Annotated in this window: 11 protein-coding genes; 10 read left to right on the top strand and 1 reads right to left on the bottom strand. The window is 64.0% G+C overall.

The features are described 5' to 3' along the window. The 9 genes from ACLQ7E_RS12075 to ACLQ7E_RS12035 form a co-directional block, all read left to right on the top strand. Window positions 1–187, top strand: a 187-nt coding sequence (locus tag ACLQ7E_RS12075) for a pyrophosphorylase (protein WP_411731519.1), incomplete at its 5' end; no start/stop codon positions are given. A 148-nt stretch (window positions 188–335) separates the two neighbouring features. Beyond that, window positions 336–5771 (top strand): DUF6531 domain-containing protein, encoded by a 5436-nt coding sequence (locus tag ACLQ7E_RS12070; RefSeq protein ID WP_411732822.1) that lies wholly within the window; start codon window positions 336–338, stop codon window positions 5769–5771. A gap of 8 nt (window positions 5772–5779) precedes the next feature. Next, the gene (locus ACLQ7E_RS12065; protein ID WP_411732821.1) at window positions 5780–6583 is read left to right on the top strand and encodes a hypothetical protein; all 804 of its coding nucleotides are present in this window, start codon (window positions 5780–5782) and stop codon (window positions 6581–6583) included. 111 nt (window positions 6584–6694) lie between these two features. Next, window positions 6695–7051: a hypothetical protein gene (locus ACLQ7E_RS12060; protein ID WP_411732820.1), complete on the top strand. Its 357-nt coding sequence runs from the start codon at window positions 6695–6697 to the stop codon at window positions 7049–7051. A 328-nt stretch (window positions 7052–7379) separates the two neighbouring features. Beyond that, a complete protein-coding gene (locus tag ACLQ7E_RS12055; protein WP_411732819.1) occupies window positions 7380–8066 on the top strand; it encodes a DUF6966 domain-containing protein in 687 nt (228 codons plus the stop codon). A 738-nt stretch (window positions 8067–8804) separates the two neighbouring features. Then, window positions 8805–9707, top strand: coding sequence for a hypothetical protein (locus ACLQ7E_RS12050; RefSeq protein WP_411732818.1), 903 nt, complete (start codon window positions 8805–8807; stop codon window positions 9705–9707). 94 nt (window positions 9708–9801) lie between these two features. Then, window positions 9802–10161: a hypothetical protein gene (locus ACLQ7E_RS12045; RefSeq protein ID WP_411732817.1), complete on the top strand. Its 360-nt coding sequence runs from the start codon at window positions 9802–9804 to the stop codon at window positions 10159–10161. Between the two features lie 314 nt (window positions 10162–10475). Beyond that, window positions 10476–11573 carry an LPXTG cell wall anchor domain-containing protein gene (locus ACLQ7E_RS12040; protein WP_411732816.1) on the top strand — a complete coding sequence of 366 codons (1098 nt, stop codon included), beginning with the start codon at window positions 10476–10478 and terminating at the stop codon, window positions 11571–11573. A gap of 38 nt (window positions 11574–11611) precedes the next feature. After that, on the top strand, window positions 11612–12040 hold the full coding sequence (locus ACLQ7E_RS12035; protein WP_411732815.1) for an SRPBCC family protein: 429 nt from the start codon (window positions 11612–11614) through the stop codon (window positions 12038–12040). Window positions 12041–12066: 26 nt separating this feature from the next. On the opposite strand, the gene ACLQ7E_RS12030 is transcribed toward ACLQ7E_RS12035, so the two are convergent. Then, window positions 12067–12567 carry an Lrp/AsnC family transcriptional regulator gene (locus ACLQ7E_RS12030; RefSeq protein WP_411732814.1) on the bottom strand — a complete coding sequence of 167 codons (501 nt, stop codon included), beginning with the start codon at window positions 12565–12567 and terminating at the stop codon, window positions 12067–12069. A gap of 145 nt (window positions 12568–12712) precedes the next feature. Here ACLQ7E_RS12030 and kynU point away from each other — a divergent pair, with 145 nt between their 5' ends. Then, window positions 12713–13999, top strand: a complete 1287-nt coding sequence (gene kynU, locus ACLQ7E_RS12025; protein WP_411732813.1) for a kynureninase — start codon at window positions 12713–12715, stop codon at window positions 13997–13999. Window positions 14000–14142: the final 143 nt, after the last annotated feature.

The raw sequence follows: 14142 nt of genomic DNA, 5'->3' as shown, positions 1-14142 counted from the left end.
GGACGCCCAGGGACGGGTCCTGTCGGACCCGAACGTCTGGGACGGGCCCCTGGCTTCCCAGTTCCGTGGTTCAACGTGGCCCGAGACGAAGGCCGCGCTGGACAAGGCACGCACCGAACTGGAGCAGCTGCGTGGCCAGCTGAACCAGATCTCGTCGAACATCTTCACCGCGGGTGGCGGCAACTAGCCAGTCCCCGGTTCGCCCCCGTTGCCGCCGGCCGTGGCGCCGCTCTGGCGGCGGGGGCGTTTTCCATCTTTTTGCCGAGGTTTCGACGGTGCCTCGGGTCGTTTTTCGGGACCCCCGGGTCCCACTGGTCTGATGAGGGAGTTTTTGCGTGGCCGATCTGGGTGTCTTTGAACATGACGTTGTGTTTGACAACGGGACGGCCGACGCACTGATCTCGGCGTTCAACCTCGCCGCTTCCAAGATCGAGGGGCAGTCAGGCTCCCGGTCCTCCCTGGTGGCGACGGCTGGAACCGAGTTCCAGGGGCATTTCTCTCAGCTTTTTGCCGACAACGCACGCATGGCGTCCGCGGACGCGACCGAGCTCGCGGCGCGGCTGCGCGAGGCGGCCAACGGCGCCAAGTCGCTGAAGGAAGAGGCCCGCAAGGAAAACGAACGCCGCCGGCTGGCCCGGGAATGGAAGCAGCGCCGCGACGAACGCCAAGAAAATGCCCTTCTGAGGGGCTGGGACATGGTCTTCGGCGAGGAGGATCCTCCCGTTGGGCCTCCGGCGCAGGAAGTGAACATCCAGGCCTCGGCCCCCGTGACCGGCGTGCGGCAGACACCCGCTCCGGGCGGTGGCTCCAATGCCGGGGTATCCGCGGCACGCCCCAGCGACCTTCGGTCATTCGCCACAGGGTCGGCGAACCTCAATGCCGATCTTGCAGGCAAGCCCGCGGCATTGCGCGGACATCTGGCGGACTTCGCGGCCCGCTGCAGCCATGGCTCACTGCACGCCAACGGGGTCGTCAACGGATTCGACAAGTGGCTCGAGGCCAACGACCAGGACGTGGCGTGGGCCCTGACCATTGCCAACGCCTTCGCTGCCGCCGGCGGAGAAGGAAACGTCTCGCGACTGGCCGACTCGGCGCTCCTGGCTGCCCTGGCCTCGCAAGGGGTCGGAGCGACCCGCCAGGATATCGCCATCGACGCGGCATTTGCCCTCGGTGCGCCTCCGACGACCGGTTATTCGAACGACCCGGTGAACACCTCCACCGGCAACTTCCTGGAGACCGAGGTGGATCTCGGATTCGCCGGGGCCGCGGCATCGCTGGTGGCCACGCGAACCTACAACTCCCTTGACGAGAGGGTCGGGGGCTTTGGGATCGGGTGGGCCTCGGTGTTCGAAACCCGCCTCGAGCTGGAGGACGAAGGCGCCTGGATGGTGCTGTCCGATGGACGCCACCTGTGGTTCCCCCGTCTCGGCGAGGGCTGGGACCGGGCCGACGGGGAAAGCACCTGGCTGGGCCGCGAAACCCTGAATGACGAGGAACTCACCAAATACGCGGTGGATGCCGCCGAGGTCCTCGTGGCGCGCGACAATGCCGGCGCCCGCTGGGTGTTCACCCCGGCCGGTACCTGGCTGTCCTCTGACACCGGCCCCGGCACCGCACTGCTGGTGCGCCGGGACGACGAGGGCCGCATCGCCGAACTGATGCACGAACGCGGCCGCTGGGTGCGCACCGAGTTCGCGGGGGAGCGGATCGCTGTGCTTGCGGCCTCGGACGGACGCCGCGTGGAGTTCGAGTACGACGAACGAGGGCAGTTGCTCTCCGCCGCCGGGCCGGGCGGGGTTCGCAGCTACCGCTGGAACCTCGCAGGCCTGATCGAGGCAGTCACCGACGCCGCCGGCGTCGAGGAGGCGGTCAACACCTACGACGAGCACGGACGGGTGCTCACCCAGGTCTCTGCGTTCGGCCGCGTGACCCGGTTCGCCTACCTTCCGGGCCGCCTCACGGTGGTATCCGATGCGGACGGGACCCGATCCAACGCCTGGATCGCCGATGCCCGGGGCCGCCTGGTCGGCGTCATCGACGCCAACGACGCGCGCCAGTCCATGAGCTATGACCGATACGGCAACCTGGTCTCCGTCACCGAGCGCGACGGCGCCCTCACGGTGCACGCCTACGACCAGCGTGGCCGGAAGGTCCGCACCCGCACCCCTAGCGGTGCCGACATCACCTACGGTTATGACCACGCCGACCGGCCGGTGACCGTGGTGACCGAGTCCGGTGCACTCGTGACCTACGAATACGCCGAAGACTCCTCCCGCAACCCTTCCCTGGTCATCGACCCGGAGGGCGGCCGCACGCAGCTGCACTGGCGCGACGGCCTGCTGGAAAAGATCGTCGACCCCGTCGGCGTTGCCGTGCGCTTCGGCCACGACGCACACGGGGACCTGGCCACCATCACCAATGCCTTCGGGAACACTGCCACGTTGTACCGCGATGCCGCCGGGCGGGTCACCGAGGCCGTGTCCCCGGGCGGGGCACGCACCACCTACCTGTATGACGCCAACGGGCGGCTGCGCTCCCGCCGGGACGCCGACGGCGCCCTGTGGAAGTTCGAGTACGCGCCCGGCGGAGGCTTGGCAGTGGTCGTCGATCCGCTCGGATCCCGCACCGAAATGCACTACGGCTCCCACGGGCAGCTCACCCAAACCATCGACCCGCTGGGGCGGGCAGTCACGCGCAGCTTCGATGACCTGGGCAACGTGTCGGGCGTCGAGCTTCCCGATGGCGCCCAGTGGAGTTTCGTCCACGACGCGCTGGCGCGCCTGACGCAGGTCACCGACCCCGCGGGGCACGCCTGGTCGCGCGAGTACAACAAAAACGGTGAGCTCACCGCAGTGGTGGATCCGACGGGCGTGCGGCAGCAGATTTCGGCCGACGCGGCCGCCGGAACCGTCACCGTCCGGGACGCCTTCGAGCGCAGCAGCGTTCGCTGCGACGAGTTCGGCCGACCCGTGGCCTCCGAGCGTGCCGACGGCAGCACCGAGCTGACCACCTACGACGCGTGCGGACGCCCCGTGGAACTGGTGGACGCCGACGGCGGGCTCACCCTGCTGCGCCGCGATGCCGCGGGGAGGATCATCGAGCACCGCTCACCGGGCGGGGCCAGCACCCGTTTCGAGTTCGACGCCGCCGGCCGCCCGGCCGCGAGTATCGACCCGACCGGGGCGCGCACCACCCTGGAATACGACGCCGAGTCCCGCGTCGTCGCCCGAGTCTTCCCGGGAGGGGAGACCGAGCGCCTGGAATACGACGCCATCGGCCGCGTCGCCTCCCGGTACACCCCGGGACGCGGCACCTCGCGCTTCGAGTACGACCTGGCCGGGCGCATGGTCCGCGCCTTCGATTCCTCCTTCGGGCGGCGCAAGTTCCGCTACGACGCGGCGGGCCAATTGGTCGAGGCCGTCAATGGCCTGGGCGGCAAGACCCGCTACGAGTACGACTCGCGCGGCCGCCTGACCATGATCACCGACCCGCTGGGCGCCACCACGCGCCGGGCCTACAACGAAGCCGACCAGGTCGTCTCGGAAACGGATCCGCTGGGCCGGACGACGACCGCGGGCTTTGACGCTGCAGGTCGGCAGCTGTGGCAGTGCGACCCGGAGGACCGGCGCACCGAGTGGACCTACGACGAGGCAGGGCGCCAGGTTTCCCTGGGCGTAGACGGGCATGCGCTGATGCAGATCAGCCGCGATGCACGCTCCCGCACCGTGCGCATAGCCGACCACACGCGGGAAGACGGCGTTGAGGTCGAGCAGCTGCTGCGCTTCAACCGCCGCGGGCAGCTCGTTGAGCGGCTGCGCAACGGGGTTGGTCCGTCGTGGGAGTATGACGCGGACGGGAACCGCACCGCCATGGTGGACCCGCAGGGGACGCGCACCGAGTTCGGCCATGACGCCGCCGGGCGCGTGGTGGTTGTCGAGCACCCGGTCTTCGGACGGATTGCCTACGAGCGCGATGCCGCCGGGCGCCTGGTCGGCGCGGTCGCCAGCGATGCTGTCCAAAACTGGCACTATGCCGAGGGCGCGCTGGTGCGCCACACGACGACCACCATTGACGGCGCTCAGGAGACGCTCATTCGTCGGGACGGGGCCGGACGCATTGCCGCGATCCTTGCCGACGGCATCGAAACCCGCTTCTTCTATGACGCAGCGTGCCAGCTGGAGCGTTCAGAGCGCGGGGACGGCATGGTGTCCCGGTGGCGCTATGACCTGTCCGGCCGCCTGGTTGACGAATCCGCTGACGGGCTCACCGCGGAGCTTGCCTATGACGCTGCTGGCCAGTTGCGTTCCCGCACGGACGGCGCCGGGACGAGCACGTATGCATACGACGGGCTGGGCCGCAGGACCGAGACAGTGGAGCCCGATGGCTCGGTGCGGTCCTTCGAATGGTCCCCGCGCGGTTGGCTGGCCGCCGTGGCCACGGAGGGTTCCTCCGGGGCCTCCCGCAACGAGTTGTGGGTTGACGCCCTCGGCGAGCTGGCCGAGGTCGACGGCACCGAAGTGTGGTGGGATTCGGCGGAGGTTGCCCCCCGGGTGATGTCTGTCGGCAGCCAGTCTGTGGTGGCCTTGCCCGGTGGCGTGACGGCTATCGGCGGCACGGTGCTCTCCGCCGGGTGGCGCAGCGCGCATCCGACGGAGGCAGGCAGCCCGTGGGGCACGGCCGCGGATGCGCTTCCGGGGCTTCCCGCCGGGTTGGCCGTGGGTGCGTCCGGCGGGTTGCAGGTGGCGGGGCTTGACTGGTTTGGTGCCCGGGCCTATGACCCGATGACGCGAGGGTTCCTGTCTGTTGACCCATTGGATCCGGTGATGGGCTCCGGCTGGGCCGGAAACCCGTATTCGTATGCCGGCAACGACCCGATGCATGCGATCGATCCGTTGGGCCTGCGTCCGGTCACCGAGGCGGAGCTGCAGGCGTACCGCGACGGCAACAACGGAGCGATGGCTGCCGCGGGCGACTGGTTCGCAGACAACTGGGAGTATGTCGCGGGTGGCGCAATGGTGGTTGCCGGCGGTGCCTTGATGTTCACCGGAGTCGGCGGGCCCGTCGGAATGGCGTTGATTGCCGGCGGTGCGGACGTCATTATCCAAAAGGCGACGACAGGAGACGTCAACTGGGTTCAGACAGCTGGAGTGGCTGTGCTCGGTGGTGTGGGCGGCGGGGCCGCCCTGTTGAGCAAGTCAGCTTTCTCCGCGGCTGCACCGACTGCTCGAATTGTGGGCAGCCTGGCAGTCAATGTTGGAACCAATTCTGCTGTTGGATCGGCCGGTGGAGGGTTTGTTTACCTGGCAAAAAACGGCTTCGAGATCCGAAATACCCGAGAATTTGTTGGCTCCATTGTTGGAGGCGGCGTTGCCGGGGCCGTCGGCGGACTTGCCGGACCCGCGGGTGGGTCAATTGCCAAACTGTCCGGATCAACGGCAAACAGTCTCACGGCTCGTCTGGCAACAATCGGTGTCGGCGCCGGCGGAGGCATGTCGGGAACGACAATTGATAATCTCATCGCAGGTAAGCAATTGACGGCGGCCGATCTTGGCTGGGGCGCCGTCACTGGCGGTGCGTTCACTCAGCTGCCCGGGGGCCCGACTCAGTTGACTACACTGCGTCAAATGCCGTATTTTCAGCCCAGTACACTTCGCGGTGCTTTCCGCGGGGCCAACGGCGGAGCACTATGGTCTTCAGCCGGAACTGGTGCGGGCGTCGGAGGGGCCGCTGACTTGTCGCGTTGGGGTCTTGAACAGCTGGCAGGTGGATAATGAGGGCCATGAGCGATTCAAAGAAGCGTTGGTACTTGAAAGGGGCTGACCCCGTTCAGTGGGGCGTCGCAGTCGTCGCCCCGTTGGCGGCTGCAGCATTGACATTGGGGTACACAGGGTTCTCTGCCTTGCCCATCGTCTTGGCCGCCGTGATCGTGGGGCTTTTATACGGCATCGCCGCCTTCTACTTGTTGTCGCCGAATGCAGCCCGCGCGGTCTTGGTGCTTGGCTTCCTTGTGGGGGTGACAGCGCTTATTTCGATGGAAAGCGCGCTCGTTCTCGGTCTGCCGACATGGCTTCTCAGTGGAATCGCCGGGGCCATCATTGGTGCCCATTTCCGGTATGTCGCGGACCGCAAAAATGCCGGCGGCCCGGCGCCGGCCGGCTCATCGGGACTGCGCGTCCAATGGCGGACGGGTAGCAAGCAATTTGAGGAAATTGCGGAAAACGGTGCGGCTCTCGAGCATAGGATTGGTGCCCTGGATGGTTCCAAGCAATCAACGGTGAGCGCGTTGCGGGGCAAGGCCCGGATGGATTACTGCGGTGATGCGCGCGGTGCCATGGTGGTTTATTTCTCTCCGGATACTCGTAAGGAAGACCAGTGGAGCTTCCTGACGACGCCGGGTGCGGAACCCGGCCGCACCGACGTTGTAATCGGCGATCTGAAGGGTTCATTCGCGTGGGAGGAAACCACGAACCTGGAGGAGGCCGCGGCTGCCGCTCGGCATTTTGCGGCGACCGGTGAAGCCGATCCGAAGCTGACGTGGTTCACTTCCCCGGAGGTCTTTGACCGGCGGCCGTTGCCTTCCTGATCCCGGGTAAGCGTCGGCGCTACAGACTCAATTCCTTGGGACGCACCTATTGATGGAATCAATCTTCCGTGCCTGCCGTGAGGCACCCAAGCGAGGAGCGACAAGAAACGAATGTCGGATCAAGCCGGGCGCAAATCTTTCAGTGAAATTTCCCGCAAGTTGTTATCGTTTGCGCAATATCTTTATCAGATAGGGTTGCCCGACGCTGCTGCCGCCTATGAGGACTTTGCGCGTGAGCTCGATGGCGGTGTGACGCGTGAGCGGTTGAGAGAGATCTGTGCAGATGTGTTGACGTCACTCAGGGCGGGCCCAATGAGCATCAGTGACCGATACGTTACTGATCTCGATGGGTCTCCCGACGAATCGGCGAATACGCGCTACTTCGCCCTGATTGATGATCTTCGAAAGTTTGCCCGCGCGAATCTCCGCAGAGAAGGAATTGCTCGGTTTCTTCCTGGTTTCCACTGATGAATCGACCACCTGAACCCGTTCAATGGGGTGTCGTTATCGTGGTCTACAAACGGTTCGGCTCAGCGGAATCGACGAAGCGATTCGGGGTTGGGCCGGTCAACTTTTGAGACAGTTTTGCCGTTTAGAGATTTCCGCCGTGCATTCCTCCATCCATCGCAACACTGGAAGCAGGCGCCGATAGCCGGAGAATGTACGTCAGATTCCCGGCTGGTTCCGTGACACGGGCCGGCGACGTTGCCAAGTGGTTGGAAACCCGCAGGCGTGGATCCGAACGTTCTATGGGTGCAAAGCCACGGGAGACAGATGAAGTGGAGGGCTTGGGATCATGGACATTGACAGGAAGTGGGACGCGCTTGTTCATACCTGCAAGGAGATTGAGGCATTTCTCCGACTGCACAACGAGACCGAGTGGTCCCGGACCTTCAGCCATCTTGGGCAACGCGCGAATGAAGCGCGCGATCCCGAGTCCAGACGTGAAGTCCTGATCCAAGCTCGGGCGCTTTTTGGCGGCATGGGCAGCCTTAATGACCTGGTGATTGATAGGTTTGGCGAGATCTCAAAATCAGACAATCAGGAGTTGGATGATTTACGAGACGCGCTGTACGAGATCGTCGTTCGGAACATGCGAAGTCAGAGACGCTGGTCGCTACCATCTTGGGTTCGCGGTGCGCGGAAGAAGCAACCCGAGCCGGCCACGGGCGGTGAATCCCTGATTGACATGATCGAGGAGTTCTCCGAAATCCTCGCGAAGCACGGTCGGCCCGTCTGGTCCGACACATTCCGCAAGGAGGCAGATGCGCTCAGAACTGCGTCAACCTCGTCGGAGATGCGCGAGAGCTATGAGGTTCTCATACAATCCTTCGCAGGAGGCTCGGGGAGCCTGAGTGATCTGGTCCTTCACCGAAGTGGCAAACCGCTCAAGAAGGAAAGTAGCCATTTTGACTACCTGATGCGGGGCATCCTCGATGCTGCGTACCAAGGGCTGGCGGATCTAGACGACCACGCAAGATAGCGGCCTGTTGGTGCGTGATCGTGGTGTTGCAGGACGTACGTGGCCGGTCCGCACGAGTCCACAGGTTCAGAAGGGAAAGCCTTGTTCATGAGTAATTCAAGGTTCCGCGCCCGGAGGATCTTCATCCCGGATATGCATCGTTCATCTGCGGCTCATCTCGGTGTCGATCGACCAGAATGTGCCGGTGCCGCGCCGGCATGCAATCGCGCTGGAGCGAATGGCACGGCGGGTTGGGGTTGCGGAGAATGAGGTTGCCTCCCTGTGGACTCTCGTTCCTGAATCGGATGGGGTGGGCTCGTGGTCAGGGCTTCGTCAGGTTCCCCGGGTGAGGGCGCGCTGGGTGGGAGAGGGTACCGAGCAGCTGGTGGAAATCGAATTCACGCCAATCGGTGCGTCGGTTCCGGAGTGGACGCTGACAAAGAAGTACCCAACGGGTTGGGCCCCTGGAACGAACGAAACCAAGGAACTTGTCCGAACACTGCTCGATCGCGGATTCGCGGGTAGCCTCCTTGGCAGCATTGAGGACGACCAGTATGCCCCGGTGCATCGCTGGCTCTCGCTATGTCCGCAAGACGAACTGTGTTGATCCAGGGTCCTTTTTGGCTCGGGTCCAGGCGAGGCCAAGAAACTGGACTCTGGTTCGATCTAAACACTGGGCAGCCTTGAGCCAGAGGACGCGACCATTGCTGTTCGTGCGCCAACCATGATGCAGTACCCAAGTGAAGTTCGGAGTGAAAGATGATGGACGATCACAACGATCAGCCCCCCGCCGCCTATGCAGTTCGCGAGGTGGTGCTGCCGCGAAGACTCTTTCGATCCGCCAGGATATTCGAGATATCTGGAACACCCGGCGGGGCACGGCTGCCTGCCTTCGGTTTCCGCACGCCGCATCCTGTTGCGTTCCTGACCGGGCATAGCTGGCCGGCCGTTCTCATGGGCGAGAGCAACCACTTGGACGAGGACACGGCCAGGGAAACGGTGGGCCAGGCGCAGGGAATCTCGGAGCGGCGTCGAATCCCATTCTCTCGGCACGAAATCGAGTCGCCGTGGGTGGCCACGGACGACGTGGCATCGCACCCGGTTTGGCCCGTTGCGGGAGCGGATGCACGGCGCGACCTCATGGCTGCGCAGTGGGTGGCCGAATGGTTTAGCGCTCTCCTGCCTGCACCAGCGACGGCGTCGATCTATGAGCTGATCGGCCGGGGCCGGGCCATGGAAGGGCTCTCGCTTGTGGCAAATGCCGCCAGGGAAAGCGACGTGCCTGTTCCACGACGATATTTCGAGGCACTCAGGCGGATTGGTCGAGGGGCTGGCGTGGATGCCCACCTATTGCGTCCGCTCCAGGGAAATGTGCCCGTCGACGACAAGGTCTGGTCGTGGGCAGAGCTGGTCGATGTCCCGAAGGTTCGAGCTAGGTGGCTCGGCGATCCGCGGGAAGGCGCGCGCCGCCTGTGCGACATCGAATTCACGCCGCGAGGATCGGCGACACCCGAGTGGGTTCGACAAACTACAACCAACTACCAGGTGATCGAATCGTTGCTTGGACGTGAGTTCGGCCGGGAGGTCAATATCCGTTTGGCTGATGACAAGTTCAACGCGAATCCGCAGTGGATCTCGCTGTTCCCACAAGACACCATATGATCTGCGGGGTATGCCGACCACCCTTGAAATTGGACGGTTTCGGCGTTGGGCCGCAAATGCGGGTCGAGGGACAAGGCGGGACAACCGAACGCAAATGAGTGCCAAGGCTGGAATCAAACAGTTCAAGGAGGCGGCGGGACAGATGCGCAGGCTGGCGTACTTTCTGGACCGTATTCGGCAACCCGTGGCCGCGCGCGATTACGAGGGGTTCGCGACCGAACTTGAGGCAGGGGTGGCGCAAGTTCGGCTGGTGGAGATCTGTGCGATCATGCTGCCTTCATTCCGCGGGGGCATGGGAAGTTGGAGCGACACCTACGTCATGAAGGCAGGCGGCTCACCTGACCCGGACGCGGACGAAGAGCTCGCTGCTCTGAGGGCGGCACTTTCGAGATTCGGGGAAAGAAGTATTTGGCGGGCGAGATTCGCCAAATTCCTTCTGGGTCTTCGTTTCTGAGAAGTCGAGCCAAAAGATTCAATGCGCTTGCCCGCGTGCCGGTGGAGTGCGTTTCCAAATCGTGACTAGGGGAAACCCGTTCACTGCCATAGATTGATCTGACACGTGGCGAACCCACCACGTCGACTGCAGGGCTCGGGCCAAGGGGAACGACACGTGGCACCGGCTCCTGATTCCACCGCATCAAACTCTGGGACAGGACTGACATGGCACCTCGAATTCGTACTGCGTTGCTCGGAACGGCGATGGCTTCGGGCCTGCTGCTAAGCCCCATGGCGGCCCAAGCGCTGCCCCTCGAGGAAGGGTCGATCGCCGTGGCCGCGCCCGGGCAGTCGGTGCCGACGACGGAAACAGCTACTGATGACGGCGCCGTGACAGGCGCAAGCGTCGGGGGAATGCAAGATAGCGGGCAGGAGCCGGCTGATCCTCTCGTGGCCGAGTTCGTCGGTAGTGACGCAGACACCGGCAGCACGGAGGCGGGGCAGGCGCCGGCCGAAGTGCAGCCTGCGCCGGAAGATTCGATGGCAATTGATTCGTCCGCCACCGATACCCTGCTTCCAGACCCTGTCGATGAAGCCGACCTGAACCCGTCGCCGCTGGTGGATGGCAAGACACTTACCTTGAACGACGACTCCCTTGCGGCGGAGGATCCCGGGCTGGTAGATACGGCACCAGTCGACGCCGACGCACTGGAGGACACAGGTAACCAGGCCGCTGATCTGGGAACAATGCCGACGCGAATCGCGGACTCAGGGGACGCCGAGGGAACCAGCGCGACCTTAGCCGTTGACGAGGCAACTTCGCCGCTGGTCACAGAAGAATCTGCCGACGAACCAGAAATGCCGTCGTGGATCCCGACCATCACATTGCCCGAAGGCTCCGAGACCTGGGACGAAAACCAGTGGAATGAATTCCTGGATTCCGACGACGGCACGGCCTTCATCGATGACTACAACAACGCCATGATGGAATCGCCCGAACTCCAGATGATCATTGACATCCTGACGGACTTTTCGAATACCGGGGACGAGACCTACCTTGAAGAGCTGTGGGAGTACCTCAATGAGCTCTTCCCCGACAACCCGGAGTGGGCGCAGGAAGCCTTTGACGGGATCATGGCCGGCATGGACGAATGGGACTTCACCGAACCGGACGTGCTGGAACCGTCCACGCCAACGGAACAGCCGCAGGAGCAAAGCGCCGAAATCAGGCCCGCCGGCACCGTCATCAAACCGGTCCTGGACAAGAAGCCCGTCGCTCAGGCCGTCGCCAAACCCATCGTTGAATCCCAAAGGCATGAGCTGGCCAATACCGGCAGCAACGGTACCCTCGTTACTGGCGGAGTCGGCGTCGTGCTGCTCCTGGGCGGCGCCTTGACCCTGGGAATGCGCCGGAGGCAAAAGGGCCTGTAGGCGTTTCATTTTGGCCCGCGGCGTGACACGATTCGGCTATGACACAGTTTCAGGCTTTGGATACCCAGGAGCTGATTCACCTCTCGGTGACGCGGGTGTGGGAACTGCTCACCGACTGGGTGGCCGCCCCGAAGTGGATGCCAGGAGTTGATTCGATGGAAGCCGAACAGCTTACGAGCCCCGGCGCCCTCCTCGACTACCGTTCCGGGACCCACGAACGGCAGCTGCTCATTTCGGAGTTGGTCGATGAGAAGGCCATCACCCTGACATCCGGAGGCGGGGACATCAGCGTGCACTATCGCTACGCGCTCGCCGGGGAATCCGGGCAGACCCGGGTCCGGTTGACCATCAATGTGGAAGCAGCCAAAAAACTTCGGAACGAGGTCGGGGATCTCCTGACTGCGATTGCCGGTTCCGAGGCCGACACCTTGACGTCGCTGCGTTCCTATGCGGAAGCTGCCCCGTAGCCACCCCTGGGAATGCCCGGCACTCCTCAGGTCTCCTTGGTGGGGGAGAGATGCTCAAAGACGATGTTGGTTTGCGTCGAGGAAAAGGCGGAATTCGCTCCGAGGTTCTCGGCCACGAAATCCCGCAGCGACTCGATGGAGTCGGTGACGACGTGAACCAAGATGTCCGGGGTTCCGCCAAGCACGAACACATCCTGGACCTCCGGGAGTCCCCGCAAGGTGCGTGCGGATTCCAGCATGGAATTGCGGGATTCGGAGCGGACCACCACGGACACCATCGCGGCGATGCGCAAGCCCAGCTTGGCCGGGTCGAGGTCCGCGTGGAACCCGCGAATCACCCCGGAATCCTGGAGCGCGCGGACGCGGCCCAGACACGTGGACGGGGCAACACCTGCGCGCGAGGCCAACAGGTTGTTGGGTATGCGCGCGTCGGCACTAAGCTCGCGAAGGATCCGCAGATCCACCTCATCGAGCCGAACAGCATTCTGCTGGCTGTCGTGATTCTTGATGGATTCAGAATTTAGCACGAAACACTCCCTAGGTTTTGAGCACTTGTTCAGGGCTCTATCATGCGCACCGTAAATAATTCTATGATGAGTGTTCCCTGCCGTGGAGCGAAATTCATGGCATGGGAGCCCTGCATTGATTCCAGAAAGGCCATCGAACCCGATCATGAGCACACCCACCCCCACGGATCGCGCGAGTCTTCAATCGGAGGATGCAGTGGATCCATTGGCTTCGTTCCGTGAACGTTTTTCCATCCCGGAGGGCCTGATCTACCTTGACGGAAACTCACTTGGCCCGCTTCCGCGCGGTGCAGCCGAACGGGCGGCCGAGGTGATCAACAACGAATGGGGCCAGGGCCTGATTCGTTCCTGGAACACCTCCGGTTGGTTCGAGCTGCCCAGCCGACTTGGGGACAAGCTCTCCAAACTCATTGGCGGAAACGACGGGGAAACCGTCGTCACCGACACCACCAGCCTGAACCTGTTCAAGGCGCTTGCCTCGGCGGTGCGCATCCAGCAGCAGGACGCCCCGTCCCGCCGCGTCATTCTGACCGAACGCGACAACTTCCCCACCGACATCTACATTGCCGAGGGCATCAGCGACTTCCTGAACTCGGTCAACGCCGAAACCAACGAGCACTACGAGGTGCGCCTCATCGACGAAAACCTGTCGCTGGAGCAGGCGCTGGATGATTCCGTGTCGGTGCTAGCCCTGTCCCACGTCAACTACCGCACCGGCGCCATGTGGGACATGGACGCCGTCACCGCCGCCGCGCACGAGGCCGGCGCGTTGGTCATCTGGGACCTTGCCCACGCAGCCGGCGCCGTCCCGGTGGACCTCAACGGGGCAAACGCCGACTACGCGGTGGGCTGCACCTACAAGTACCTCAACGGCGGCCCGGGCTCCCCGGCCTTCATTTGGGTCAACGCGCGCCACCAGGGCCGCTTCTGGCAGCCCCTGACGGGCTGGTGGTCCCACGCCGCGCCGTTCGCGATGGCCGACAGCTACACGGCCGCCAACGATGTCCGTCGTTTCCTGTGCGGCACCCAGCCGATCACGTCCATGGCCATGGTTGAATGCGGCCTGGACGTGTCGTTGGATGCCGACATGGATTTGGTGCGTGCCAAGTCGCTCGCCCTGGCAGACGTGTTCATCGCGCTCGTGCGCGAGCGCTGCGGGGAATTCGGCCTCGAGCTGGTGACGCCCGAGAACCATGCCGAACGCGGCAGCCACGTCAGCTTCCGCCACCCCGAGGGCTACGCCATCATCCAGGCGTTGATCGACCGGGGCGTCATCGGTGACTACCGTGAGCCCGAGGTGCTGCGCTTCGGGCTCACACCGCTCTACCTTTCCTACACCGATATCTGGGATGCGGTGGAGATCCTGCGCGACATCCTGGAGACCCGTGCATGGGACGCCCTCGCCTACCGCACGCGCCACGCCGTCACGTAGGTCACCGGCCCGCATTTCTGAGGGCTCCCCTGCCGACTCCACGGCCGCATTGTCCCGGTGCCCGGCGGCCGCCGAAGCCCCGGGCACCGGGACAATGTTGTGCGCGGGGGAGCACTGCCGTTCCTTACGGGAAAGCTTTGGCA

The sequence above is a fragment of the Paeniglutamicibacter sp. genome (assembly GCF_046714615.1).
Lineage (GTDB): Bacteria > Actinomycetota > Actinomycetes > Actinomycetales > Micrococcaceae > Paeniglutamicibacter.
The sequence above is the reverse complement of the archived record's forward strand: the minus strand, read 5'-3'. Positions and strand labels throughout refer to the sequence as shown.

Coding starts and splice junctions, on each gene's coding strand:
- ACLQ7E_RS12065 (WP_411732821.1), top strand. CDS start 5,780: ATGAGCGATTCAAAGAAGCGTTGGTACTTGAAAGGGGCTGACCCCGTT.
- ACLQ7E_RS12060 (WP_411732820.1), top strand. CDS start 6,695: ATGTCGGATCAAGCCGGGCGCAAATCTTTCAGTGAAATTTCCCGCAAG.
- ACLQ7E_RS12055 (WP_411732819.1), top strand. CDS start 7,380: ATGGACATTGACAGGAAGTGGGACGCGCTTGTTCATACCTGCAAGGAG.
- ACLQ7E_RS12050 (WP_411732818.1), top strand. CDS start 8,805: ATGATGGACGATCACAACGATCAGCCCCCCGCCGCCTATGCAGTTCGC.
- ACLQ7E_RS12045 (WP_411732817.1), top strand. CDS start 9,802: ATGAGTGCCAAGGCTGGAATCAAACAGTTCAAGGAGGCGGCGGGACAG.
- ACLQ7E_RS12035 (WP_411732815.1), top strand. CDS start 11,612: ATGACACAGTTTCAGGCTTTGGATACCCAGGAGCTGATTCACCTCTCG.
- kynU (WP_411732813.1), top strand. CDS start 12,713: ATGAGCACACCCACCCCCACGGATCGCGCGAGTCTTCAATCGGAGGAT.